The 25,288-nt window shown below is 66.6% G+C and carries 22 protein-coding genes; 19 read left to right on the top strand and 3 right to left on the bottom strand.

Translation table 11 applies throughout. The features are described 5' to 3' along the window. Positions 1-118 precede the first annotated feature (118 nt). From ggt to ACTHJF_RS13830, 3 genes are all read right to left on the bottom strand, one after another. Positions 119-1,894, bottom strand: a complete 1,776-nt coding sequence (ggt, locus tag ACTHJF_RS13840; protein WP_440267618.1) for a gamma-glutamyltransferase — start codon at positions 1,892-1,894, stop codon at positions 119-121. Between the two features lie 140 nt (positions 1,895-2,034). Next, a complete protein-coding gene (gene kynU, locus ACTHJF_RS13835) occupies positions 2,035-3,315 on the bottom strand; it encodes a kynureninase (protein ID WP_440267617.1) in 1,281 nt (426 codons plus the stop codon). A gap of 54 nt (positions 3,316-3,369) precedes the next feature. Next, entirely contained in the window at positions 3,370-3,891 is a 522-nt protein-coding gene (locus ACTHJF_RS13830) for a hypothetical protein (RefSeq protein ID WP_440267616.1), read from the bottom strand. A 244-nt stretch (positions 3,892-4,135) separates the two neighbouring features. Between ACTHJF_RS13830 and ACTHJF_RS13825 the strand changes: the two genes are divergently transcribed. The 19 genes from ACTHJF_RS13825 (at position 4,136) to ACTHJF_RS13735 (ending at position 25,268) form a co-directional block, all read left to right on the top strand. After that, complete coding sequence (locus ACTHJF_RS13825; RefSeq protein WP_440267615.1) at positions 4,136-6,943, top strand: protein kinase domain-containing protein; 2,808 nt, start codon at positions 4,136-4,138, stop codon at positions 6,941-6,943. A 26-nt stretch (positions 6,944-6,969) separates the two neighbouring features. Then, positions 6,970-7,530 (top strand): ECF-type sigma factor, encoded by a 561-nt coding sequence (locus ACTHJF_RS13820; protein ID WP_431636335.1) that lies wholly within the window; start codon positions 6,970-6,972, stop codon positions 7,528-7,530. A 389-nt stretch (positions 7,531-7,919) separates the two neighbouring features. Continuing rightward, positions 7,920-8,435, top strand: a complete 516-nt coding sequence (tssB, locus tag ACTHJF_RS13815) for a type VI secretion system contractile sheath small subunit (RefSeq protein WP_440267614.1) — start codon at positions 7,920-7,922, stop codon at positions 8,433-8,435. A gap of 6 nt (positions 8,436-8,441) precedes the next feature. Then, a complete protein-coding gene (tssC, locus tag ACTHJF_RS13810) occupies positions 8,442-9,935 on the top strand; it encodes a type VI secretion system contractile sheath large subunit (protein ID WP_431636337.1) in 1,494 nt (497 codons plus the stop codon). 225 nt (positions 9,936-10,160) lie between these two features. Beyond that, positions 10,161-10,661: an Hcp family type VI secretion system effector gene (locus ACTHJF_RS13805; RefSeq protein ID WP_431636338.1), complete on the top strand. Its 501-nt coding sequence runs from the start codon at positions 10,161-10,163 to the stop codon at positions 10,659-10,661. Positions 10,662-10,709: 48 nt separating this feature from the next. Further along, on the top strand, positions 10,710-11,507 hold the full coding sequence (locus ACTHJF_RS13800; RefSeq protein ID WP_440267613.1) for a type VI secretion system accessory protein TagJ: 798 nt from the start codon (positions 10,710-10,712) through the stop codon (positions 11,505-11,507). Positions 11,508-11,522: 15 nt separating this feature from the next. Next, positions 11,523-12,026, top strand: coding sequence for a type VI secretion system baseplate subunit TssE (gene tssE, locus ACTHJF_RS13795; protein ID WP_440267612.1), 504 nt, complete (start codon positions 11,523-11,525; stop codon positions 12,024-12,026). A gap of 5 nt (positions 12,027-12,031) precedes the next feature. Continuing rightward, complete coding sequence (gene tssF / locus ACTHJF_RS13790; protein WP_440267728.1) at positions 12,032-13,918, top strand: type VI secretion system baseplate subunit TssF; 1,887 nt, start codon at positions 12,032-12,034, stop codon at positions 13,916-13,918. After that, positions 13,882-14,904 (top strand): type VI secretion system baseplate subunit TssG, encoded by a 1,023-nt coding sequence (gene tssG / locus ACTHJF_RS13785; RefSeq protein ID WP_440267611.1) that lies wholly within the window; start codon positions 13,882-13,884, stop codon positions 14,902-14,904. The genes tssF and tssG overlap by 37 nt, the downstream gene beginning before the upstream one ends. A gap of 98 nt (positions 14,905-15,002) precedes the next feature. Next, positions 15,003-17,738 carry a type VI secretion system ATPase TssH gene (gene tssH / locus ACTHJF_RS13780; protein WP_440267610.1) on the top strand — a complete coding sequence of 912 codons (2,736 nt, stop codon included), beginning with the start codon at positions 15,003-15,005 and terminating at the stop codon, positions 17,736-17,738. A gap of 129 nt (positions 17,739-17,867) precedes the next feature. Continuing rightward, positions 17,868-18,314, top strand: a complete 447-nt coding sequence (locus ACTHJF_RS13775; RefSeq protein ID WP_440255623.1) for a hypothetical protein — start codon at positions 17,868-17,870, stop codon at positions 18,312-18,314. A 73-nt stretch (positions 18,315-18,387) separates the two neighbouring features. After that, complete coding sequence (locus ACTHJF_RS13770) at positions 18,388-19,041, top strand: hypothetical protein (protein WP_440267609.1); 654 nt, start codon at positions 18,388-18,390, stop codon at positions 19,039-19,041. A 56-nt stretch (positions 19,042-19,097) separates the two neighbouring features. Continuing rightward, positions 19,098-19,799 carry a DNA/RNA non-specific endonuclease gene (locus ACTHJF_RS13765; protein WP_440267608.1) on the top strand — a complete coding sequence of 234 codons (702 nt, stop codon included), beginning with the start codon at positions 19,098-19,100 and terminating at the stop codon, positions 19,797-19,799. Positions 19,800-20,076: 277 nt separating this feature from the next. After that, the gene (locus ACTHJF_RS13760) at positions 20,077-20,472 is read left to right on the top strand and encodes a hypothetical protein (protein WP_440255617.1); all 396 of its coding nucleotides are present in this window, start codon (positions 20,077-20,079) and stop codon (positions 20,470-20,472) included. A 145-nt stretch (positions 20,473-20,617) separates the two neighbouring features. Continuing rightward, positions 20,618-21,367 (top strand): hypothetical protein, encoded by a 750-nt coding sequence (locus ACTHJF_RS13755; protein WP_440267607.1) that lies wholly within the window; start codon positions 20,618-20,620, stop codon positions 21,365-21,367. 347 nt (positions 21,368-21,714) lie between these two features. Continuing rightward, the gene (locus ACTHJF_RS13750; protein ID WP_440267606.1) at positions 21,715-22,728 is read left to right on the top strand and encodes a hypothetical protein; all 1,014 of its coding nucleotides are present in this window, start codon (positions 21,715-21,717) and stop codon (positions 22,726-22,728) included. Positions 22,729-22,866: 138 nt separating this feature from the next. Next, a complete protein-coding gene (locus ACTHJF_RS13745; protein ID WP_440267605.1) occupies positions 22,867-23,304 on the top strand; it encodes a hypothetical protein in 438 nt (145 codons plus the stop codon). Between the two features lie 282 nt (positions 23,305-23,586). Continuing rightward, entirely contained in the window at positions 23,587-23,874 is a 288-nt protein-coding gene (locus tag ACTHJF_RS13740; protein ID WP_440267604.1) for a PAAR domain-containing protein, read from the top strand. A gap of 11 nt (positions 23,875-23,885) precedes the next feature. Beyond that, positions 23,886-25,268, top strand: coding sequence for a tetratricopeptide repeat protein (locus ACTHJF_RS13735; RefSeq protein ID WP_440267603.1), 1,383 nt, complete (start codon positions 23,886-23,888; stop codon positions 25,266-25,268). Positions 25,269-25,288 lie beyond the last annotated feature (20 nt).

The following is a 25,288-nucleotide window of genomic DNA, read 5'->3' as shown; positions in this document are numbered from 1 at the left end:
GCTTGCGCGCGATGCTTTCCTCCAGCGCGTGGCGAAGGGCATCGCACACGAGTGCGCTCCTACAGAAAAAGAAGGACGCCGATGAGGCGCCCTTCGAGTCTCCGGTGAAGGTCGGGGATCAGTAACCCGCCGCCAATCCAGCCGGCCGCCGCCGATCGTTGGCGCCTTCCAGCAAGCCGGTCTTGGGATTGCGCAGGATCGCCTCATCGGCGCCCCAGGACTGCACTTCCTTGAACTGGTAGCCCATGTCTTCCAGCTCCTTCTTCACCGCGTCGGTGAGCAGGCCCGGTTCGACGATGACCGCGTCGGGATACCACTGGTGGTGCATGCGCGGGGCGTTCACCGCCTGCTGCATGTTCATGCCGTAGTCGATCACGTTGGTGATGCTCTGCATCACCGTGGTGATGATGGTGGAGCCGCCGGGGCTGCCGGTGACCATGAACAGCTTGCCGTCCTTGAGCACGATCGTCGGTGCCATCGAGCTCAGCGGGCGCTTGCCGCCTTCGACCTGGTTCGCCTTGCCCTGCACCAGCCCGAAGGTGTTCGGCACGCCGGGTTTGGAGGTGAAGTCATCCATTTCGTTGTTGAGGAAGAAGCCGGTGTCGCCCGCAATCTGGCCGACGCCGAACAGGTAGTTGATGGTGTAGGTCACCGCCACGGCGTTGCCGTGTTTGTCCACCACCGCATAGCTGGTGGTGTTGGTACCTTCGGTGGCGCCGAGGCTGCCCTTGATCTCGGTCGATGGCGTGGCCTTGGCCGGATCGATGGTGGAGCGCAGCTGGTCGATGTGGCCACGGTCAAGCAACTGCTCGATCGGGTTCTTCACGAACGCCGGATCGCCCAGGTAGTTGTTGCGATCGGCGTAGGCGCGGCGTTCGGCCTCGATGGTGAAGTGCAGGGCGCGGGTGGAGCCGTAACCCCAGTTCTTCAGTGGATAGGGCTCCAGCAACTGCAGGATCTGGCACACCGTGACGCCGCCGGAGCTCGGCGGCGGGTCGGAGACCACGGTATAACCGCGGTAGCCGCAACGGATCGGCTTGTCCCATTGCACGGTGTAATCATCGAAATCCTTCTGCGTGAACAGGCCGCCATTGGCGTCGCTGGCTTCGATGATCTTGCGCGCGATGTCGCCGTGGTAGAACGCATCGGGGCCACCCTTGCTGATCGTTTCCAACGTCTTGGCCAGCTGCGGTTGCACCAGCCGGTCACCCGCTACGAAGGGCTTGCCGTCCTTGAGAAAGATCGCCGCCACGTTGGGGTATTTGGCGAAATCCTTGACGCGCTGATCGAGCACCTTCACATCGCCCGGCAGCAGTACGAAGCCTTCCTTCGCGAGCTTGATCGCTGGTGCCATGACCTGCTGGCGCGTCATCGTGCCGTACTTCTTCAACGCTTCCTCCAGGCCCATCACCGTGCCGGGCACGCCCACGCCCAGGTAGGTGCCCGTGCTCTTGCCCGGCACTACGTTGCCTTGTGCGTCCTGAAAGATCTCCGGGCCGGCCTTGAGTGGAGCCTTTTCGCGGAAGTCCAGGAATATGTCCTTGCCGCTAGACAGGTGCACGAGCATGAAGCCGCCGCCTCCGATGTTGCCGCAGCACGGATTCACAACGGCCTGCGCGTAGCCGACGGCCACCGCCGCATCCACGGCGTTGCCGCCCTGCTTGAGAATCTGCACCCCCACCTCGGTGGACAGGTGCTGGTCGGACGAGACCATGGCGTGCTTCGCCGTAACCGGCTGGTCTTTGGACAGGTCGGCCAGGGTGGTCGGTGCGGCCGTGGCGTCCAGCGCCTGCTTGGGGATGCTGTCCTGCACGGTAGCGGACTGGCCCCAGCTCGCCAGCGGAGCGCTCAGCAGCAGCGCCGTCGCGAGGCCGGGAAAGAAGGTATGTCGCATCGATGGCTCCAGAGAGGGATGAAGACAGGCGTGCCGGGTCCGATGGTACCCGGCGCCGCCTCAACCTGCGTCCCTGCACGTTCTTGCGCGTTCGCTTTCAGCGGCGATGGACGTCTAGACCGCCAGACGTCCGCGCAGGATCAGCGTCCTTCGCGCCACGCGCGCACCGCCTCGGCAAAGGCCAGGCAGTCGGCGAAGCGGTTGTACAGCGGCGCGGGCGAAATGCGGATCACGTCCGGTTCGCGCCAGTCGCCGATGATGCCGCGCTCGACCAGGTAGTCGAACAGCGCGCGTCCCTGCTCGCGTCCACCGCGCACGCGGATAGACAGCTGCGCGCCGCGCTGCGACGGATCGGCCGGCGTGATGATCTCCAGCAGGTCGGCCAGCTGGGTGTTCACCAGCCACTCCAGGTAGCCGGTGAGATGCAGCGACTTGGCGCGCAGCCGATCCATGCCGGCGCGGCGGAAGATCTCCAGCGAGATGCGCAGCGGCACCATCGCCAGGATCGGCGGATTCGACAACTGCCAGCCTTCCGCGCCCGGGGTGGGGTCGAAGCTCGGCGCCATCTGGAAGCGGTTGTCGCGGCGGTTGCCCCACCAGCCGTGGAAGCGCGGCAGGTCGGCGGTGGCATGGCGCTCGTGCACGAATACGCCGCCGACCGCGCCGGGGCCGGAGTTGACGTACTTGTAGTGGCACCACACGGCGAAATCCATGCCGCTGTCGTTGAGCGCCAGCGGCAGGTTGCCCACCGCGTGGGCCAGGTCGAAGCCGACCTTGCAGCCGCGCGCATGCGCCAGCGCGGTGATCGCCTTGAAGTCGAACGCCTGGCCGGTGCGGTACTGGATGCCCGGCAGCAGCACCAGCGCCACACGGTGGCCGTGTTCGGCCAGCGCACGCTCGATGGCTTCCATGGTCAGCGTGCCGTGCGGGCCGTCGCCCTCCAGCTCGATCAGTGCATCGGCCGGATCGAAACCATGGAAGCGGATCTGCGACTCCACTGCGTAACGGTCGGTGGGAAACGCGCCGGCCTCGATCAGGATCGCCGGGCGCTCGGCGGTGGGGCGATAGAAGCTCACCATCATCAGGTGCAGGTTCACGCCCAGCGTGTTCATCGCCACCACTTCGATCGGCTTGGCGCCGACCAGCGCAGCGAGGTCGTCGCGCAGGTAGTCCTCGTAGTTGAGCCAGGGCGCGCGGCCCTTGAAGTGGCCCTCCACCGCCAGCTCGCCCCAGTAGTCCAGCTCTGCGCTCAGTGCGGGGCGCGCGGCGCGCGGCTGCAGGCCCAGCGAGTTGCCGCAGAAGTAGTGGCCTTCGCCGCCCTCGTGCGGCGGGATCAAAAACTCGTCACGGAAGCCGCGCAGCGGATCGGCGGCATCCTGGGCCTGGGCCCAGGCGAGACTGGCTTGGTACAGATCGGACATGGATCGCTTCCGGCAAAGACGATCCCCAAGGTTACAAGCTCCAGCGCGCCCGGGTCAGCGGGCCAGACTATTGGCTACGTCGTTGCAGCCCTTGTCGAACGCCGCCTGCCACGCGGCGCCCGCCTGGGTCGAAGCCGGACGCAGGCAGCGCAACTGGATCGCGCGACCGTCACGGAACCAGTAGTGCTCGACGTAGGCGATGGTCTCGCCGCTTTCCTTGGCGGTGTAGAGGTAGTCGTTCGGGCCGTTGGAATTGCTGACGCCGCGGATCGGCTGATAGCCGGGCAGGGCCTGCGCCTTGGCATTGGCGTCGCTGACGTAGCGCTGGTAGCCGCCGATGTCGCCCACCTGCTTCACCGTCACGCTGACGCGCGCCAGCGTGTTGCTCGCGGTCGGCGACGGATCGGGCACCTGGAACACCCGCACCTCCGGATCGCCCTGCGTCTCCATGATGCCCATCCAGTTGTCCGGCGTGCTGAAGGTGATCGCACCGTTGGCCATGCTCACGTCGGCGGCGAAGGTCGGACCGGCCACCAGCAGGGCGGCGGCGAGGGCGGCATGGCGCAACAGTTTCATGCGGACTCCGGGGTGGGTGGCGGGATGAGGCCACGTCGGGACGCGGCATCGGCGAAGAATAGCCGCTTGGCGTGGCAAAGGGCCTGCGCGCTGGCGTTGGCGACGTGGAAGCGTGACGGCGCGCACCGGCGCCGGCGATCGATGCCATACCTATAGGTACGGTGGGTGCGCCGTGCGGCGGTCGCGCCGCCGTGCTTATACTTGAGAGCTGACGCTGGCCCGGCGTCACGGCAGGGGGAACTGCATGAACGAGGCACGCAGGCACCGCTACGCGCGCGCCAAGCCGATCGCCTTTGCAGCGATGGAGCTGGATGCTGCGCAGCGGGATGCCTATGTCGACGCCGCCTGCGGTGGCGACGAGGCGCTACGCGACGAAGTGCTGTGGATGCTCGAGGCAGCCGACGACACCAGCGAGGCCCCGCTGCTGCTGCCCCTGCTGGGCGACCTGCACGATGCCAGCGGATCGAGCGTGGCCGGTGCCGGTGCCTGCCAATACCGGCTCGTGCGCCAGCTGGGCGAGGGCGGCATGGGTGTGGTGTACCTGGCCGAGCGCGTCATCGACGAGGGCACGCCGGAAGAGATCCGCCAGCGCGTCGCCCTCAAGTTCATCAACAGCGGCAGCCTGCTGGCGCCCGGCGTGCGTCGGCGCTTCGCCGAGGAGCGGCGCATCCTCGGCTCGCTCAACCATCCGGGTATCGCCCACCTGATCGACGGCGGCAGCACGCGCGACGGCCGCCCGTTCCTCGCGCTGGAGTTCGTCCAGGGCGAGCGCATCGATCAATGGTGCGAGCGGCACCAGCTGCCGCTGCGCCGTCGGGTGGTGCTGTTTCTCAAGGTGTGCGCGGCGGTGCGGCATGCGCACGAGCGGCTGGTCATTCACCGCGACATCAAGCCGGCGAACATCCTGGTGACCGCCGATGGCGAGCCAAAGCTGCTGGATTTCGGCATCGCCCGCCTGCTCGATCACATGGGCGGGGTGGCCAGCGCGCAGACGATGACCATGCAGCGTGCGCTCACGCTGGCCTACGCGAGCCCCGAGCAGGTCCGTGGCGAGCCGCTGGGCACGCGTGCGGACGTGTGGTCGCTGGGCGTGGTGCTGTACCAGCTGGTCTGTGGCGAGCGGCCTTTCGGCAATGCGGAGAGCGATTCACCGCTGGATATCTCCAATGCCATTGTGACCGGGCGCGTGCTACCGCCGAGCCGGCGCCTGCGCCGCGAATCGGCCGTCGCGATCAATCCCAACCGCGCGGTGCCGCCGGACATCGACGCCATCGTGATGAAGGCGCTGCGGCGGAACCCGGCCGAGCGCTACGCCACCGTGGGCGAAATGGTGGCCGATCTGGAGAGCTTCCTCGACCTGCGCCCGGTACGGGCGCGGCGAGGTCATCGCTGGTACCGGATGGGCTTGTACCTGCGCCGCCATCGTGTCGGCCTGGGCGTGGCGGCGGTGATGCTGGCGATGCTGGTGGGCTTCGCGGTCGAGCGGAACACGCAATTGCACCGGGTTGAGCTGGAACGCGACAAGACGCAGGCGATCGCCGACTTCATGCAGGAGCTGTTCGAGAACGCCGATCCCACCCATGCTGGCGGCAGCCACGTCACCGTGCGCCAGGTGCTTGATCGTGGCGCCGCCACCCTGGCGCGGCGCACCGACATCGCTCCGGCGGTGCGCGTGCGCCTGCTGCTGTCGATGGCACGCTCGTACAACCAGCTCAGCCTGGGTGCGAACGCCGTGGCGCTGATGAAACAGGCGATCGAACTGCAGCGCGCCTACGAGCCCGGCGCGCTCGAGCGTGGCCAGGTGTACGCGGCGCTGGGGCGCGGCTACTCCACGATGCTCGATGAGCTGTCGGCGATCCCCGCCAATGCGCGGGCGATCGAGCTGTTGTCCAGTGCGCCGGGCAACCACGCGGACGCGATCCTGCGCGTGCAGATAAACCAGCTCTACAACCATCTGGGGGTGCAGGACATCGCGCTGGATGATGTGCGCCGTCAGATCGAGGCGATCATCGTCAGGCTGGAGCGCCATCCGGAGCGTCATGAGCCCGAACTGCATCTGCAGGCGCTCGCGGTGCTGGCGCTCACTCAGGGCGCGCAGGGGCAGGATGCGCAGGCGATCGCGGTGGCGCAGCGAGCGGTGCGCGAGGCCGGCAAGCTGTTCGTCACCGACGACACCAACCAGCTGTACTACCGCTTCGTCGAAGCGCTGGTGTCCCTGCGCACGCAGCCGCAACAGGCGCTGGACGGCTTCCGCCGCGCGCTGGCCGACTACGATGCGCTGATCGGCACGCCCAGCCCATCGCTGGCCGCCTTGCTGAGCTATTTCGGCGGAGCGCTGGCGCAGATGGGGCGCACCAGCGACGCGGTTCAGGCGCTGGAGCGCGCCAGCCGCATCGCCGGCGACTACGCCGCCGACACGCCCGATTTCTATTTCAATACCCTCGATGCGCTGGCCGGGCAGTACCTCGAGATGCAGCGCTACGCCGACGCCGAGGCGATCGTGCTGCCGCACCTCGATGCGATGCGCCAGCGCGTGGCCAGTGGCTCGGCGTGGGCCAGCACGAATCTGGCCGACGCCCTCAACCTGACCGGCACGGTCGCCCTGCAGCGCGGGCAGGCGGCGCGCGCCCTGGAGCAGTTCCGTCGCGCGCGCGACCTGCTCGGCGAGCGCGAGCAGAAAACCTCACCGGAGAGCTACGCGACCAGCCTTTCCGGCCTCGGTCAGGCCTCGCTGGCGCTGGGCAACCGTCGCCAGGGCAGGGTGTGGCTGGACGCGCTGCGCGGCTTCAACGAAAGTGTGGGGCTGGCGCTGCCCAGTGGGGCGGCGATCGATGCGCAACTGCTTGCCGTGCGTCTGGACGTGGCCAACGGCGAATTTCAGCAGGCCGCTTCATTGGCGGCCACGACAGCGGCACAATCGGATACGCGATGGGGCATCTGTAGCCGCCGTTCGCAGGCCTTGCGGCAACTGGAGTCGCAGGCGCGCCATGGCCTGGGCGCAGCAATGGTGGGCGCATCGTGCGCTTCGGACACCCGCATGGCCATGCACTGACCAGGATCGATGCATGTATGAACGTGATGGATAAACAATCCGAAGTGACCCGCCTGCTGCACTCGGCGCAGGCAGGCGATCCGGACGCCATGGACGAAGCCCTGCGGCAGATGTATGCCGCGCTGCACCGGCTGGCAGGCGCGCAGCTGCGCCAGAATTCCAGCGAACGCACCCTGAGCGCCACCGCACTGGTCAACGAGGCCTACCTGAAGGTATTCGGCGGCAGCGGTTCGCCGGCCTGGGAGAATCGCGGGCACCTGCTTGGCGTGGCTGCGCGTGCGATGCGCGAGGTGCTCATCGACGCCGCGCGCCGCCGGCAGGCGTCGAAGCGGCCGCAGTCGGTTGATCGCATCGAGCTGTCGGAGATCTCCGGCGCGCTCACCCACGAGGTGGACTACGCCGCCCTGCTGGAGTGCATGGAAGCGCTGGAACAGATCGACCCGCGTCAGGCCAACATCGTGTCGATGCGCTTCTTCGTCGGCCTGACGGCCGAGCAGATCGGCACGGCCATGGGCATCTCGCCGGCAACCGTGCAGCGCGAATGGCGTCTCGCCCGAGCCTGGCTGCAGCGGGAACTGCAAGGCTGATCTCAGCTTGGCCCGTCGCGGCCGAGCCTCCCCCTCCGACGTGACCCATGCCGCGCGATCCCCGGTCGCGCGGCTGCCTCCGTGCGCTTCTTTGCATTCACTGAACTTTAGCTGAATGCACGAAAGATGGCCCTGACCAGTTCGTTCGTGCCGGTGCGCACTAACTCCATGGAAGGGCTTGCAACCGCCCGGCGAGGGTTCGCGTAAGGCGGTGCCGTGCTTGTCAGGGTCGCCGATGGCGACCGGTTCCACATCTGCAGCCAGGGGGACATGGGATGACGTCAAGCATCGCGTTTGCGGCGGGGTACCGCGGCGAGCGCATGGCTGCGTCAACCGTGGCCTCGATCCGTCCTCATCACCGGTAGACCCTGTTCTAAGGAGACACAAGCATGGCCAAGCAAAGCAGTCAGAAATTCATCGCCAGGAATCGCGCGCCGCGCGTGCAGATCGAGTACGACGTAGAGGTCTACGGCGCCCAGAAAAAGGTGCAGGTGCCCTTCGTGATGGGCGTGATGTCGGATCTGTCCGGCGCCAACAACGCCGAGCTGCCGGCGATCGAGGATCGCAAGGCGCTGGAGATCGACGTGGACAACTTCGATCAGCGCCTGCAGTCGATGAAGCCGCGCGTCTCCTTCGCCGTGCCCAACACGCTGACGGGCGAGGGCAGCCTCAACGTGGATATCACCTTCGAAAGCATGGACGACTTCTCGCCTGCCGCCGTGGCACGCAAGGTGAGCTCAGTCGCCAAGCTGCTCGAGGCGCGCACCCAACTGGCCAACCTTGGCACCTACATGGACGGCAAGGCCGGTGCCGAAAAGCTCATCGCCCAGGCGATCAACGATCCGGCATTGCTGCAATCACTGGTGTCGGCGCCCAAGCCCGGCGACGACAAGGACGGGGAGTAAGCACACATGGCAACCGAGAAACTGGCCGAAACCGGCGGTGCAACCTCCACCGTCGAAGCGGGCGATTTCGCCGCGCTGCTGAGCAAGGAATTCAAGCCCAAGAGCGAGCGCGCGAAGGAAGAGGTCGAGTCGGCCGTCCGCACGCTGGCCGAGCAGGTGCTGAGCAAGTCGGACATCGTCTCCGACGACGTCACCCAGACCATCAACGCCTACGTGGCCGAGCTTGACCGCAAGATCAGCGAGCAGCTGAACCTGGTCATGCACCACGAAGATTTCCAGAAGCTGGAGAGCGCCTGGCGCGGCCTGCATCATCTGGTGAACAACACCGAGACGGATCAGCAGTTGAAGATCCGCGTGATGAACATCTCCAAGAAGGAGCTGGGCAAGACGCTCAAGCGCTACAAGGGCACCGCCTGGGACCAGAGCCCGATCTTCAAGAAGATGTACGAAGAGGAATACGGCCAGCTCGGTGGTGAGCCGTACGGCTGCCTGGTTGGCGACTACTACTTCGATCACAGCCCGCCCGACGTGGAGATGCTCGGCGGCATCGCCCAGGTGGCAGCAGCAGCGCACGCGCCGTTCATTGCCGCAGCCAACTCCACCCTGATGGGCATGGACAACTGGAACGAGCTGGCGAACCCCCGCGATCTGGCCAAGATCTTCTCCACCCCGGATTACGCCGCCTGGCGTTCGCTGCGCGAGTCCGAAGACGCCAAGTACATCGGCCTCACTATGCCGCGCACGCTGGCCCGCCTGCCGTACGGCGCGGCCACCAACCCGGTGGAAGAGTTCAACTTCGAGGAAGACACCTCCGGGGCCGACTCGTCCAAGTACACCTGGCAGAACGCCGCCTATGCAATGGCGGTGAATATCAACCGCTCGTTCAAGGAATACGGCTGGTGCTCGCGCATCCGCGGCATCGAGTCGGGCGGTGCGGTGGAAGGCCTGCCGGTGCACGCCTTCCCCAGCGACGACGGTGGCGTAGACATGAAGTGCCCCACCGAGATCGCGATCACCGATCGCCGCTCGGCCGAGCTGGACAAGATGGGCCTGATGCCGCTGGTCCACCGCAAGAACTCGGACATGGCCGCCTTCATCAGCGCGCAGTCGCTGGCCAAGCCGGAGGAGTACGACAACCCGGATGCCACCGCCAACGCCGCGCTGAGCTGCCGCCTGCCGTACCTGTTCGCCGCGAGCCGCTTCGCGCATTACCTGAAGTGCATCGTGCGCGACAAGATCGGTTCGTTCTCCAGTCGCGACCAGATGCAGAGCTGGCTGACCAACTGGGTCATGAACTACGTCGACGGTGACCCGGTGAACTCCAGCGAGGAGACCAAGGCGCGCAAGCCGCTGTCGGCCGCCGAAGTGGTGGTGGAAGAGGTGGAGGGCGCTCCGGGGTACTACACCTCGAAGTTCTTCCTCAAGCCGCACTACCAGCTGGAAGGTCTCACCGTGTCGCTGCGGCTGGTCTCGCGCCTGCCGTCCGCGGCCAAGGCCTGATCTAACGCGCGCAAGCCGCGGCACGCCGCGGCTTGCGCGTTGGTACTGCGGCAAGACTGCGACACAAGGGTGCGACAGGGGGCGGTCGCTTCCCGGGCGATGTTCACGACGGCCGTCGGCCGGCGTTTGTCCCCACGCAACAAGGCGTCAACCACGGATCGACCGGTGCGGGGACGTTCCCGAACGGCGTCATCCATCCATCACAGGTGATCGAGGAGAGGTTCCATGGCATTCGACATGCACATCAAGTTCGGCTCGGGCAAGGTCAAGATCGAGGGCTCGTCCAAGCACGCCAAGCACACGGGTGAGGTTCCGATCCTCGCCTGGTCGTGGGGCGCCAGCAACACCGGCGACCTGCACGGCGGCTCGGGCGCCAGCGGCGGCAAGGCCAACGTGCAGGACATTTCCATCACCAAGTACGTCGACAGCTGCTCCAACGCGCTGCTCAACGCGGTGTGCACGGGCGGTCGCATCGACCAGGCGTGGCTGTACGTCACCAACGCCACCGGCGAGCAGACCGACTTCCTCACGCTGGAGCTGAGCGAGGGCATCCTGGTGACCTCGTACTCCACCGGCGGCAGCGGCGGCGAAGACCGTCTGACCGAGAACATCACCCTGCACTTCGGCAAGTTCAAGTACTCCTTCCAGCCGCAGGACGACAAGGGCGCCAAGCTCGGCGGCGCCAAGGACTTCACCTACGACATGCAGAAGGTCGCCGCGGCCTAAGGGCTTCGGTGCAGCGTCCTCGTCCCTCCCGTCAACCAAGGCTTTTGCGTGGATAACACTCCCGAGAACATGCTCAAGGAAGGCCGGCTGGACGAGGCGCTGCAAGCCCTCACCGCGCAGGTGCGGGCCAACCCGGCGGATGGCAAGCGCCGGGTCTTCCTGTTCCAGATGCTCGCGCTGCTGGGGCAGTGGGAGCGGGCCCAGAACCAGCTCACCGTGGCTGGCGAACTGGATCCGCTCAATGCCTTGATGGTCGGTGCCTACAACGTGGCGTTGACCGGTGAACGCGAGCGCGTCGAGGTGCTTGAGGGCCGGCGCGCGCCGGTCATCATCGGCGAGCCGGCGCAGTGGGTGGCGCTCTTGCTGCAGGCGCTCAAGCTCAATGCCGAAGGCCGCCATGCGCAGGCCAGCGCGTTGCGCGAGCAAGCGTTCGAGCAAGCCGAGGCGGTCGGCGGCAGCGTCGATGGCGCTGCGTTCGACTGGATGGCCGATGCCGATCCACGCTTCGGCCCCTGCCTGGAAGTGATCACCAAGAGTGGCTACGCCTGGGCGCCGTTCTCGCGCATCAAGGAGCTCACCTTCGAGGCGCCGAGCGACCTGCGCGACAAGATCTGGGCACCGGTGCAGATCACCTGGGCCAACGGTGGCCAGGCGGTCGGCTTCGTGCCTGCCCGCTACCCCGGAGCCGATCGCGCTGCCGACGGTGAGATCGTGCTGGCCCGGCGTACCGACTGGCTCGACCTTGGCGACGATTTCCAGGTGGCCCAGGGGCAGCGCATGCTGGCGACCGACGCCGGCGAATATCCGCTGCTCGATGTCCGCTCCATCACGTTCGACGTGGGCTGACGGAACGCGCGCCCCATGGCCGAGCTGACCACCCAGGAGCGCCTGCAACCCTCGTTGCTGGACCGGCTGACCGACGACGAGCCGGGCAAGCACGACGAGAGCCGCGACAAGCGAGTGATCACCGCCAACCGCCTGCGCGAGTGCGTGACCCGCGACATCGCCTGGCTGCTCAACTGCGTCAACCTCGGTGACGAAGAGGAGCTGGCCGACTACCCCGAGGTGGCCCGTTCGGTGGTCAACTTCGGCATCCCCGACCTCACCGGCACGGCGCTGTCCGGCGTCGACGCAGCGACGCTGCAGCGGCAGTTGCGCGCGGCGATTCTGGCGTTCGAACCGCGGCTCACCGCCAGCACCCTGCGCGTCACGGTGAACACCGACAGCACGCGTATGGACCGGCAGTCGCTGGTGTTCAACATCGAGTCGGAGATGTGGGCGCAGCCGATCCCGCTGAAGCTCTACCTGAAGACCGAGGTGGACCTGGAAACCGGCACGTTTCGCGTCTCCGAAGGGTTCGGCTGATGAGCATGGATCCGCGCCTGGTGCGCTACTACAACCGCGAGCTGCAGCACGTCCGCGAGATGGGCGGCGAGTTCGCGCGCGAATATCCCAAGATCGCCGGACGGCTGGGGCTGGAAGGCTTCGAGTGCGCCGACCCGTACGTCGAGCGGTTGCTGGAGGGCTTTGCGTTTCTCGCCGCGCGCGTACAGCTCAAGCTCGATGCGCAGTACCCGGTGTTCACCCAGCATCTGCTGGAAATGGTCTACCCGCATTACCTCGCGCCGGTGCCGTCGATGGCCGTGGTGCAGCTGCAGCCCGATCTGAAAGAAGCGGCGCTGGTGGCCGGCCACACGGTGCCCAGGCACACCGCGCTGCGCAGCCAGACCGGTCGCGACGATCGTACCGCCTGCGAGTACCGCACCGCCCACGACGTCACGTTGTGGCCGCTGGAGTTGGCCGAGGCCAAGTATTTCGAGACGCCCGCGGCGCTGGCGGCGGCCGGTGTGCCGATGCCCGAGGGCAAGGCGGTACGGGCTGGCCTGCGGTTGAAATTCCGTGTCACCGCCGGCGCGCCCGCCCATGCGCTGGCGCTGGACAAGCTGCCGGTGTTCATCGCCGGCGCCGACGAGTTGCCCAAGCGTTTGTACGAGCAACTGCTGGGCAACGCCGTGGGCTACGTGGTGCGGGCGCCGGGCCCGTCCGGCGGCATGCTCGCCACGACGTTCCCGGCCGACGCCATCCACACCCGCGGTTTCGACGATAGCGAGGCGCTGATTCCCTACACGGCGCGTTCCTTCAGCGGCTACCGGCTGCTGCAGGAATACTTTGCCTGCCCCGAGCGCTTCCTGTTCGCCGAGTTCACCGGACTGCGGTCTGTGCTGGCCCGCTCGCAGGGCAACGAGTTCGAGATCGACGTGCTGTTCGATCGCAGCATCGCCCGCCTGCACAACGCAGTGGATGCTGGCAACTTCCGGCTGTTCTGCACGCCCGCGATCAACCTGTTCCAGCGCCGCGCCGACCGCATCCACCTGCAGGCCGGCAAGACCGAGTACCACGTGCTGGCCGATCGCACCCGGCCGATGGACTTCGAGATCCACTCGATCAGCGAGGTGGAAGGTTTCGGCGATCGGCAGGAGCCGGAGCTGCGCTTCCAGCCGTTCTATGGCTGCGACGAGCGCACCTGGCACAGCGGCGCGGCGGCCTTCTACACGGTGCGCCGCGAACCGCGCCTGCTCTCGGCACGCCAACAGCTGCACGGTGCGCGATCGAGCTACATCGGCAACGAGATGTTCATTTCGCTGGTCGACGCGCGCGATGCGCCGTTCTCCACCTCGCTGCGCCAGATCGGTATGCAGCTGCTGTGCACCAACCGCGACCTGCCGCTGCAGATGCCGGTGGGCAAGGGCGCCACGGATTTCACCATGGACGCCGGTGCACCGGTGCAGTCGATCCGCTGCGTAGCCGGCCCCACCAAGCCACGCGCGCCCACCGCCACCGGCGAAACCGCCTGGCGATTGCTCAGCCACCTGCAGCTCAACTACGCCTCGCTGCTGGGCGAGGGTAGCGAGCAGGGCGCCTCGGCGCTGCGCGAGATGCTCACGCTGTACTGCGACGAGTTCGACTCCGGCGCGCGGCGACAGATCGAGGGCGTCAAGGCGGTCAGCACCGCGCCGATCGTGCGGCGCATCCCGGTGCCCGGCCCGATCAGCTTCGGGCGCGGCCTGGAGGTCACGCTCACCTGCGACGACGGCGCCTTCGAGGGCACCGGTGCGTTCCTGCTCGGCTCGGTCATGCAGCACTTCTTTGCGCGCTACGTCTCGGTCAACTCGTTCACCGAGACGGTGCTGCGTACCCTGGAACGCAACGAGGTGGCCCGATGGCCGGCACAGCTGGGCAAGCGCCAGATCCTGTAGCGCTGCTGGACGCGCTGCACGAGCACCCGGAGCGCTTCGATTTCTTCGACGCGGTCCGGCGGCTGGAGTGCGCGTATCCGCAGCACCCGCGGCTGGGCGAGTCGACCAAGCCGTCGGAAGATCCGGTACGTCTGTGCCATACGCCGTCGCTGGCGTTCGCGCCGCGCATGCTCGACCGCGTCGACAAGCCCGCCGACGGCAAGCCAGCGCGCCTGCACGGCCTGTTCTTCGGGTTGTTCGGCCCCAATGCGGCGCTGCCGCTGCATCTGACCGAATACGCGCTGGATCGCCAGATCAACGCACGCGACACCACCTTCACCGCGTTCGCCGACATCTTCCATCACCGGATGATGAGCCTGCTCTACCGGGCCTGGGCCGATGCTCAGCCCACCGTGCAATACGACCGCCCGAAGCAGGACCGCTTCGGTACCTACGTCGGCGCGCTGGTGGGCCTGGCTACGCCGCACGTGACCGACCGCGACGCGATGCCGGATCGCTTCAAGCGCTTCTTCGCCGGTCGGCTGTTGCAGCAGGCGCGCAACGCCGAGGGGCTGCAGACGCTGCTGCAGGATTTCTTCCGCATCCCGGTGCGGGTGGTCGAGTTCGTCGCCGAGTGGATGCGCCTGCCGAACGAGGCGCATCTGCGGCTCGGCGGCTCGGCACAGATGGCGTCGCTTGGGCGCACTGCCGTACTGGGCGAGTTCGTGTGGGGCGCGCAGCAGCGCTTCCGCCTGCGCATCGGTCCGCTGGACAGCACGCAGTTCCACCACTTCCTGCCGGGCGGCGAAGCGCTCGAGCAGCTGGTCGCCGCGGTGAAAACCTACGCCGGCGAGGAAAAGGCTTGGGACGTGCAGCTGGTGCTGCGCCGCGAGGAAATTCCCACGACCCGCCTCGGCCAGGCCGGACGCATGGGGCTCACTACCTGGCTCGGCCGGCGCAGCCAGCGGTCCGACGCCGACGACGTCGTGCTGCGGCCCACCGGATGATACGCATGCCACCCGGCCCGCTCCGCTCCCTTCATTCGATCCACGCCCGCGCCCGATGCGCGGGAGTCACCCGCTAACGTCGCAAGGATTCCAGCACCATGGCAGACATCAGCCGCAGCGCTCTGTTCGGCAAGCTCAACAAACTCGCCTACCGCGGCATCGAAAGTGCCACGGTGTTCTGCAAGCTCCGGGGCAACCCGTACATCGAGCTGGTGCACTGGATCCATCAGATCCTGCAGCTGCAGGACTCGGACCTGCACCACATCGTCAAGCAGTTCAACATCAACCCGTCCAATCTGGTGCGCGACGTCACCGACGCGCTGGACCGCCTGCCGCGCGGCTCCACCAGCATCTCGGACATCTCCAGCAACGTGGAGGAGGCGGTGGAGCGCGCCTGGGTGTTCGCCACGCTGATGTTCGGCGAGGCGCAGGTGCGTACCGGTTACCTCATCGTCGGCATCCTGCAGACGCGCAGCCTGCGCAACGTGCTGGTGGGCATCTCCAAGGAGTTCGAGAAGATCAAGCTGGAGACGCTCACCGACCAGTTCGCCGAAGTCGTCGCCGGCTCGCCGGAAGACAACCAGACCGCGTCGGACGGTTTCAAGATGGGCGGTGCGGTGCCGGGCGAGGCCAGCGGTGCGATGGGCCCGGCGCAGATGGGCAAGCAGGAGGCGCTCAAGCAGTTCACGGTGGACCTCACCGAGCAGGCGCGCAGCGGCAAGCTCGATCCCATCGTGGGTCGCGACGACGAGATCCGCCAGGTGGTCGACATCCTCATGCGCCGCCGCCAGAACAATCCGATCCTGGTCGGCGAGGCCGGCGTGGGCAAGACCGCGGTGGTGGAAGGCTTCGCCCAGCGCATCGTGCGCGGCGACGTGCCGCCCTCGCTGAAGGAGGTGGAGCTGCGCACGCTGGACGTGGGCCTGCTGCAGGCCGGCGCCAGCATGAAGGGCGAGTTCGAGCAGCGCCTGCGCTCGGTGATCGAGGAAGTGCAGGCCAGCCCGAAGCCGATCATCCTGTTCGTCGACGAGACCCATACGCTGGTCGGCGCCGGCGGCGCGGCCGGCACCGGCGACGCGGCCAACCTGCTCAAGCCCGCGCTGGCGCGCGGCACCCTGCGCACCATCGGCGCCACCACCTTCGCCGAGTACAAGAAGCACATCGAGAAGGATCCCGCGCTGACCCGCCGCTTCCAGACCGTGCAGGTCGACGAGCCGAGCGAGGAGAAGGCCATCCTGATGATGCGCGGCGTCGCCAGCACGATGGAAAAGCATCACCGCGTGCAGATTCTCGACGAGGCGCTGGAGGCGGCGGTAAAGCTGTCGCACCGCTACATCCCCGCGCGCCAGTTGCCGGACAAGTCGGTCAGCCTGCTCGACACCGCCTGCGCCCGCGTCGCGGTGAGCCAGCATGCGGTGCCGCCGGAAGTGGACGACACCCGCAAGCGCATCGAGGCACTGGAGACCGAGCTTGCGATCATCACCCGCGAGAAGACCGTGGGCGTGGAGGTGGCCGAGCGCGAGGCGTCGGTGCACGAGAAGCTGGCCATCCAGCGCGAGCGGCTGGCGAAGCTCGAAGCCGACTGGCAGGCCGAGAAGGTGCTGGTGGAGCAGATCCTGGCGATCCGCGCGAAGCTGCGTGGCGACAGCGCACCGGTGGAAGGTACCGGCAGCAAGCTGGAAGCCTCCGCCGAGGCCGAGGCGGTCGCCGAGGATCCGGCCACCGCCGTGGAGTTCGATGATGCCGCGCGGGCCGCGGCCCTGGCGGAACTGAAGACCCTGCAGGCGCAGCTCGCCGAGCTGCAGGGCGAGAGCCCGCTGATCCTGCCGACCGTGGACATGATCGCCGTCGGCGCGGTGGTGTCGGACTGGACCGGCATCCCGGTCGGCCGCATGGTCAAGAGCGAGCTGGAGACCGTGATGAACCTCGCCGGCCTGATGGGCAAGCGAGTGATCGGCCAGGACCACGCGATGGAGATGATCGCCAAGCGCATCCAGACCTCGCGCGCGGGCCTGGACAACCCCAACAAGCCGATCGGCGTGTTCATGCTTGCCGGCACCTCTGGCGTGGGCAAGACCGAGACCGCGCTGGCGCTGGCCGAGGCGCTCTACGGCGGCGAGCAGAACGTCATCACCATCAACATGAGCGAGTTCCAGGAGGCGCACACCGTCTCCACGCTCAAGGGTGCGCCTCCCGGCTACGTCGGCTACGGCGAAGGCGGCGTGCTCACTGAGGCGGTGCGCCGCAAGCCGTATTCGGTGGTACTGCTGGACGAGGTGGAGAAAGCCCACCCGGACGTGCACGAGATCTTCTTCCAGGTGTTCGACAAGGGCGTGATGGAAGACGGCGAGGGTCGCCAGATCGATTTCAAGAACACCCTGATCCTGCTCACCACCAACGCCGGCACCGACATGATCGCCGGCCTGTGCAAGGACCCGGAGCTGATGCCCGAGCCGGAGGGTATTGCCAAGGCGCTGCGCGAGCCGCTGCTGAAGATCTTTCCGCCGGCATTGCTGGGTCGACTGGTCACCATCCCGTACTACCCGCTCAGCCCGGCCATGCTCGGCGAGATCGTCAAGCTGCAGCTCAACCGTATCAAGAAGCGCATCGAGGGCCGCTACAGGATTCCGTTCGAGTACGGCGACGACGTGGTGAAGCTGGTGGTCGAGCGCTGCACCGAGAGCGAATCCGGCGGCCGCATGATCGACGCCATCCTCACCAACTCGATGCTGCCGGACATCAGCCGCGAGTTCCTCAACCGGATGATCGACGGCAAGCCGATCGAGCGGGCGAGCGTGGGTGTGAAGGACGGGGATTTCGTCTACGCGTTCTGAGCCGCCCGGTAGTTCGCGCGCAGGGGCGCTGGTCAGGAGACACGATGGCTGCGGCGTCCGACGCGCCGCTCTTTGTGGGCGGCCGCGGGCCATGGCGACCGCCATCGAATTCGTTCAGGAGAAGAAGCTATGCGACTCAACGAAGGCCAGACAGGTGCCTGCCACGCAGGTGGCGAGGACATCGTCTATCCGGAAATCAATACCTGCATGACCCTTACCGTCGTCTACAAGGACCCGGCGTACGTCATCGGGGGGCATTTCTCCCGGCCGGTGCAGGGGATGAAGAGCGTGGCGCCGCTCGAGGTCGTGCAGAACATGCGCTCCAAGCAGGCGCTGATTGGAACGGTCTCGGCGATCTACCTGATCGGCGCGCGGAACGTCTGGGACGGCACGACGATTGCGCCGATATACGCGTTCATTGGCGAGCTGGACGGTGACTTCGAGAAGTTGCAGGAATTCGATACCACCACCTGGAACAGCGTGAACATCAAGTTCGGTTATCTCGGCGACATCGTTGTAGCGCCGACGGCCAGCGGCCGGATAGGTACCGGGCAACCACCTACCCGCTGGTCGTGACGCGACAGCCAGCGGTCGAACGCGTCCCCGGCGCGAGCCGATCCAAGATCGGGCGCATGAAAGGAGCAAGGCCATGGCCAACTACAAGTGCAAGAACGACAAATGCAACGAGGTAGTCACCGCAACGAAGAAGCCGGGCAAGTGCACGAAGTGCGGGAAGAACAAAGGGTGGGACCTGGTGGTAACGGCCACCACCACCGGACGCGATACCTCCGACGTGCCCGAATGGGACAACGCGGCCACCACCGCGCTGACGGCGGCCAACCTGGTCACCGGTAGCACGCTTTCAACATTGGGTGGCCAGCACGGTCTGCCGAACGCCGCCTGCCTGGGGGCGGTCTACGACGCCATCGAGGTGCCGGCCGGCGGCAGCGATCGCAACGCGATCTACTTCAACGCCTTCAGCGCCAACTACGACAACGACACCAGCAAGCTGGCCAAGACCGACCTGGCCTCGAACGCGCCGTTCGCGATAAACAGCACCGCCTCGCACTGCGCCGAACGCGCGTTGTGGAAGAGCATCTCTGGGAGTCTGACCGGCGTGACCCTGCTGGGCATTGGGCAAACCACGCGCCCGTGCCTCTCGTGCTGCGCCCGCTACCGCGCACTGGCAGCCAGCAAGAACATCACCATCCTCATCTATTTCGACAAGAAGTACGACAGCCTGCCGGGCAATACCTGGCTGTTGTTTCCGGCCACCGCCGGGACGGCGATGTACACCACCTGACGGGCGCTGCAACGAGCCGATCACATCCCTCATCCGTACACGCAAGGACGCCCGTCATGTGCACACCCGTTTTCACCAAATCCGCCATCAGCCGCACCTGGGTCAACAAGGTCACCGCCACGGTGGTGACCAAGGCGACTGTGGTGTTGAACTCCACCAACATGGGCGGCGGCAGTGGGCCCAGCAATCTGATCAATCCTCCCGGCTGGCTCGACGGCAGCTGTCCTGCCCATCACAACCGTGGGCACCTGATCGGCAACGCGCTGGGCGGCAAGGGCGACGATGCCGACAATCTGGTGACGCTGACCTCGGGCACCAACCACCCTTTCATGTACGAGTTCGAGGACGCGGTGAGGCGCTTCGTGCTGGCCTGTCCCGGCGTCGACTTCCAGTACGAGGTCGAATGCAACTACGACAAGGAGAACTACACCGCACTGACCGGTTACGACATTCCGGGCGCCGGCGGCAATCCGTTCTGCCTGTTCCCGGCGCCGGCCTTCCTCACGCTGAGTTTGAAAAAGAACCAGGTGCTGCAATCCCTGCAGACCATCAGTGGCTACCTGCCTAAGCCACCGCCCGATCTAGGCACGCTGGCGGCTGTCACGTCGCTGCGTATTCCCAATGGCGGCTACAAACTTTATTCGGGGGCCACGCATACGCTCAGCAATTGCGCCTCGGTAGCCACCGATCCGTCCAACAACGCAGGCCTGAAGCTGGCAGCGAAGAACTACGCCAAGGCGCTGGGCCATGTGAGCTGAGCCTTTCGGAGCGCTGGACAGAAGGAGGCACAGGCATGGCTCTGGCCGGGACAGGGCTGCTGTCCAAGAAAATGGCGTCGATGCGGCCGTCCGTGGTGCCAGTTTGATTCGGGCGCTTTGGGCGCACAAGGCCGGTGCGATAACCGCGTTCAACGGGCCGATGTTTCTTCCTGCGGGTATGTCAGGTGGGCGGTCAGGGTGGCATACGGAAGGATCGGGCCCGTCGTCGACTCGCCCGAAATGTTGTCAAGGTTGATGAAGGCAAAGGAGGAATCGAATGCCGACCATTACTGCGGATTTCAATCACGGCCACAACCACGGGCCCATTTTCTCACGCGGCGAAAATGCCGTGGATCGTCCCGTCAATGACAGGCGGGCGCCGTCGATCAACGTGCGAGCCTACGCGCCGGCCTTGTATGCGCACATCAACGCCGTGAATGAACTCCGGCGCTCTCCATGGGCGTGCGCTGAAGCCCAGGCACTGTCCAAGTTGCTCTGGTACATCAGGCGCGCTGGTTACGTCATCGACTTGAGCCGGATCACGTTTGGGCGCCCCACGGGTTATGACGGCGCCGAGCTCTGGACGCCATGTGACAACTGCCTTGAATGGCTTGAGCAGGCAGGTGGCTGGGGGCCGGATGTCACCTACCGGATCAGGCCAGAGTTGCAATAGGCCGCTGCCGATTCTCTGTGGGAATCGAGCAACGTGTCGCCGGGGACCAGCTCCTTGGTGCTCGCGTTGCCGCCACCGGGAAACCCTGTCGGGATCGAGCGCTGATCGGAGCGATGAAGTCCAATGCTTTCAAAGGAGATATCCGATGGCGAGGTGTCCAGAGTGCCGCGAAAACCTGACTGCCGACGGGATCGGCCATGCGCGCGACTGCTCCCGCCGGCGGGGGCGGGTTCGTCTCACACCCAGTGACGCCCAGGAACTGCGTGAAGAGCGTCGACGACAGGAGCTCGCGCAACGCGAGCGCGAGGCAGAGCATCGACGCCAGATCGTCGCCCGCGCCAGCGCGGCGCTGCTGGGGGCGGCGCCCACCACCAGCTCAAACCGGTCGTCCCTCGATGACGTGGCCTACAACGTTCATAACGCCTACAACTGGCAAGGCCGGGGTGACCAGTGCGTTACCGCAGTGGTGCGCAAAAGCAATGGACGTCATGTCGTATTCGCGCAGCGCTTCATGAACGCGATGGAGGAGTACGGCACCCGTCACTACGCCGATCACGATCTCACGTTCAAGCCCGGCGGGGGCTCGCATCTGCACGCAGAGATGTATGCCGTGCTGCATTATCTGTTGCGCGGTAAACACCCGGGGCGCGAGATCGAGCGCATCGGCGTCAGCAAACCGATCTGTCCTCTGTGTCGAGCGGTACTGACTTATCTCGGCATTCGGTTTTCGGAAAGCTGGGTGACCGCGGAGGCCAGTTCGCACTGGGTCGATCCCTGGAGCCTCTTGCCGGCGACATGCAAGCCGCCGGTCAAGCACTGGCGGAAGGACGAGGACCCGGACGACGGCGTGGGAGGTGGCGGCGGCAGCTCTTTCTCGTCGCCGATCACCGTGTGAATGCCGGTTGGGCGGCAGCAACGGTCGATCTCTGGCCGGCGCGTTCGCACCACATGCGTTCTCTTGCCGCTACCGGGCTTCGCCGCAATCGGGGAAAGGCGCTGACAGGATTTCCGCCTGATTTGCGCACTCTCCCTTGAGAGGACCACATCGCTGCCCTGCGGGGAAGCATGCGCCTGGATGGCATAGATCGGGATCCACGGCGCGGGGTTTCCTCGCGCCGCGATCCGGGGTAATGCGTCGACGACGCTCAGGGCGGATGAGGGGTGGGATGAACATCGAGAGCATGTCTGCACGGCACGCGGGCAACGCGGTGCTGTTCGTGTATGGGTGGCCGGAGCATCGTCATGCCCGGTAAGCCGCTAAGCCGCGAAGAATTCATGGCCCTGGGCGAGCTGGCCAAGGCGCGCCGCCAGCTGGTGGTGAACATGTTCGGCGGGACGAAGCTGGTCTTCGGCACGTCGAGCAAGTTGTCGACGGCCAAGTCGTTCGCCTCGAACGTGAAGTCGATGAAGTCATCGGTCAGCAAGCTGGCCAAGGGCGGCAGCACTGCCAGCAAGGCGGTCAGCCTGCCGGGCATGCGCGAGGCGTTCGAGGGCTTCATGGTGGAGTGCGCCGACGTCCACAACATCCAGGACGTGATCGAGGCGATCGGCGGCGAGGTGTTCAAGGAGCTCGTGGCCGAGGTGACGCCGATCCTCGGCGTGGTCACCAGCGCGGTGAAGCTGGCCAAGGCCGGCAAGGCCGTGGCGCAGGACGGCTACAACCTCTACAAGAGCGACGGCTACAAGCAGGGTTTCCGCATGGGCGATCCGTATGCGGCGGCCGAAGCCATCCAGGTGATCATCAAGCGCGACCTGGCCCAGCACTCGGTGAAGTTGGCCCAGCAAAGCGTGGCCACGGGCGCCAAGATCGGCGGCCTGTTCGCCGATTTCGGCACCGCCACCACCGCCGGTATCGGCGTGGCCAACGCGATGGCCAGCCTGGGCCTGACCCTGGTCAGCCTGGGCTTGGACATCAAGGACATGCGCGCCGGCAACAAGCGCCTGGCGCAGCCCAACGCACTCGATCTGACGGTGTTCAACGAAAGCCCGATCCTGGGCTGCTACCTGATCACCTGCGCCGACACCTCGGCCGTGGCCAACATGTTCGTGGCCGACATTGGCCTGCCGGGCTGGATGGATCGGGTGGAGGCGATGAAGAAAAAGCAGATGGACCCGCTGATCAAGATCGCCACGAAGAACATCGCCTCCTCGCGCCTGCAGTTGGAAGGGCTGGCCTCGGACAAGGGCACGCACGTGAAGAAGGGCTTCTTCGCCAGCGTCAAGAGCAAGGCGCTCAAGCAGCTGCATCTTTCCTGACGGGCGGATCGATCCGTGCGCTGCCTAGCCATGCCAGTCCGGAGCGGGCTTCGCCGGCGGCGCGATCGTTTGGCGAGGAAGACACCATCCGGTCCGCGTACCGCCCGATCACCTGAGCAAGTAGCGAGGCAAGTGACCATGAAGCGATTGGCCAAAGCAACTGGAGCGGGGCTTCGGCACTTTTTCGGGGCGCGCGAGAGCATCAGCCAGCAGAAGAACCTGGGCCGCCAGTTCAAGGCGGCCGACAGCCGTGTGAGCAAGACCAAGATCCTCGCCGTCATGGGCCTGTACGCGCTGTACAAGGGGTCGCCGATCGGTCTGGGCAAAAACATTGCCGACAGCATCAAGGTCGGGCGCTGGAAGCACAGTGACCTGAAGCGCCAGCAGGAGCAGGTGGACGCCTTCCTCGCCAGCACCGGCATGTCGCCGCAGGGCGTCGATGCGGTGTCGCGTTTGATCCGCCAGGGCGTGCAGGGCGACGAGGTCTACGCGAACCTCTCGCCCAACGACGCGCAGATTCTCGCCGGCATCGAGAACGATCTGCATGTCGAAGCCGGTCATTGCGTGAATTTCTGAGCGCAGGAGGGGCGCGGCGCGCCGTTCCCGTGGCCCGAGGCTGCGCGGCGGCCCGGCTGCGCCGGTTTCGCTTCGCGCCGCGCGGTAGCGCCCTGGCGGGCGGTGAGCAGGCCTGATGATCAAATCCGCCGCCCTTTTACGCACCTAACGATGGAGTGCCATGTCGGTCCGCCTGGCGGAACCGGGCTGGCCGCGCGAAACCAGGGGAGATGCCGGATGTTCCAGCGATGCCGTTCGTACGCACTTGCCGCGCCTGCTGGCGCGCGGGCGGGGTACTGAGCCATGCCGCCGGCCGCCCGCCTCACCGACATGCACGTTTGCCCGATGATCACCGGCGTGGTGCCGCACGTGGGCGGCCCGATCACCGCCCCCGGCCGGCCCACGGTGCTGATCGGTGGCCTGCCGGCCGCCCGCATGGGCGACATGGCTACATGCGTCGGCCCGCCGGACAACATCGTGATGGGCTCGCCCAAAGTGCTGATCGGTGGCCAGCCGGCAGCGCGGATGGGCGATAGCTGCGCGCACGGCGGCACCATCGTGCTCGGTTGTTTCACCGTGTTGATCAGTTGAGGAAGGCTTGCATGAACGCCGCCACTCGCCCGTTCCGTCGCTCGCGCAAGGCCGCCAAGGCTGCGCCCAAGGCGTATGCGCCGGTGCTGCAGCGCGCGATCCAGGCGCACCAGGCGGGAAATCTCGGCGACGCCGAGCGCCTGTATGGCGAGGTGCTGGACATGCAGGTGGCGCAGCCCGATGCGCTGCACTTCCTGGGGGTGCTCAGCCATCAGCGCGGTCGCAGCGACGAGGCGCTGGTGCTGATCGGCTCGGCGCTGAAGATCACCCCGCGTCATCCCGATGCGCACAACAATCTGGGCAACGTGCACAAGGAGTGCGGGCGGCTGGCCGATGCCGAGGCCTGCTACCGCCGCGCGCTGGAGTGCGGCCCCGGCCACTACCAGGCGTTGAGCAACCTGGCCGTGGTGCTGGAGGCGCAGGAGCGGCTGGACGATGCGTTCGAGGCCTATACCAGGCTGCTGCAGCAGGCGCCTGGTTATGCCCACGGGCACTACCGGCTGGGCCTTTTCCTGCGTAACCACGCGCAGAACGAGGAGCACCTGGAGCAGTCGGCCGAATGCTTCCGCGAGGCGTTCCGCTGCGACGACCGCAACGTGCGCGCGCTGGAGGGCGTGGGCATCGCGCTGTACATGCTCGGTCGCCACGAGGCAGCCGCCGAGGTCTACCGCGACTGGCTGGCGCGCGAGCCCGACAACCCGGTGCCGCGCCACATGCTCGCGTCCTGCGGTGCGGCCGAAGCGCCGCCGCGGGCCGCCGACGATTACGTGCGTGACGTGTTTGACGGCTTCGCCGACAGCTTCGACGAGCAGCTGCTCAACAATCTCGGCTACCGCGCGCCGGAAGTGCTCATGGGCTTTCTGGACGAGGTACTGCCGTCCGCGCCCGCCTCGCTGGACGTGCTCGACGCCGGCTGCGGCACCGGCCTGTGCGCGCCGCTGGTGCGCGAACGCGCGCGCCAGCTGGTCGGCGTGGATCTGTCCGGCGGCATGGTGGACAAGGCGCGTGCCCGCGGCGGCTACGACGCGCTCGAGGTGGCCGAGCTGACCGCCTGGCTGGGCGCCCGCCGCGACGCGTTCGACCTGGTGATCTCGGCCGACACCCTGGTGTATTTCGGCGAGCTGGGGCCGGTGCTTAGCGCCGCCGCCGGCGCGCTGCGGCCGGGTGGCTGGGTGGGCTTCACGCTGGAGGCGATCGAAGGAGAGGGCGAGCTGGCCGAGCTCACTTCCAGCGGGCGCTATCGCCACTCGCACGCCTACGTGGAGCGCGTGCTGCAAGCCAGCGGCTTTGACCAGATCACGATCCGCCCCGACACCCTGCGCCGCGAAGCGGGCAAGCCGGTGCTGGGCTGGGTGGTGCGCGCGCGCTGCATTTCGACGACGGCCGGCGGCTGAGCCGGCTGCCCTGGAGACAT

Origin of the sequence: Dyella sp. (genome assembly GCF_051962475.1) — a bacterium.
Classification (GTDB): domain Bacteria; phylum Pseudomonadota; class Gammaproteobacteria; order Xanthomonadales; family Rhodanobacteraceae; genus Dyella_A.
Note: the sequence above shows the minus strand (reverse complement) of the source record. Positions and strands in the feature narration are given on the sequence as shown.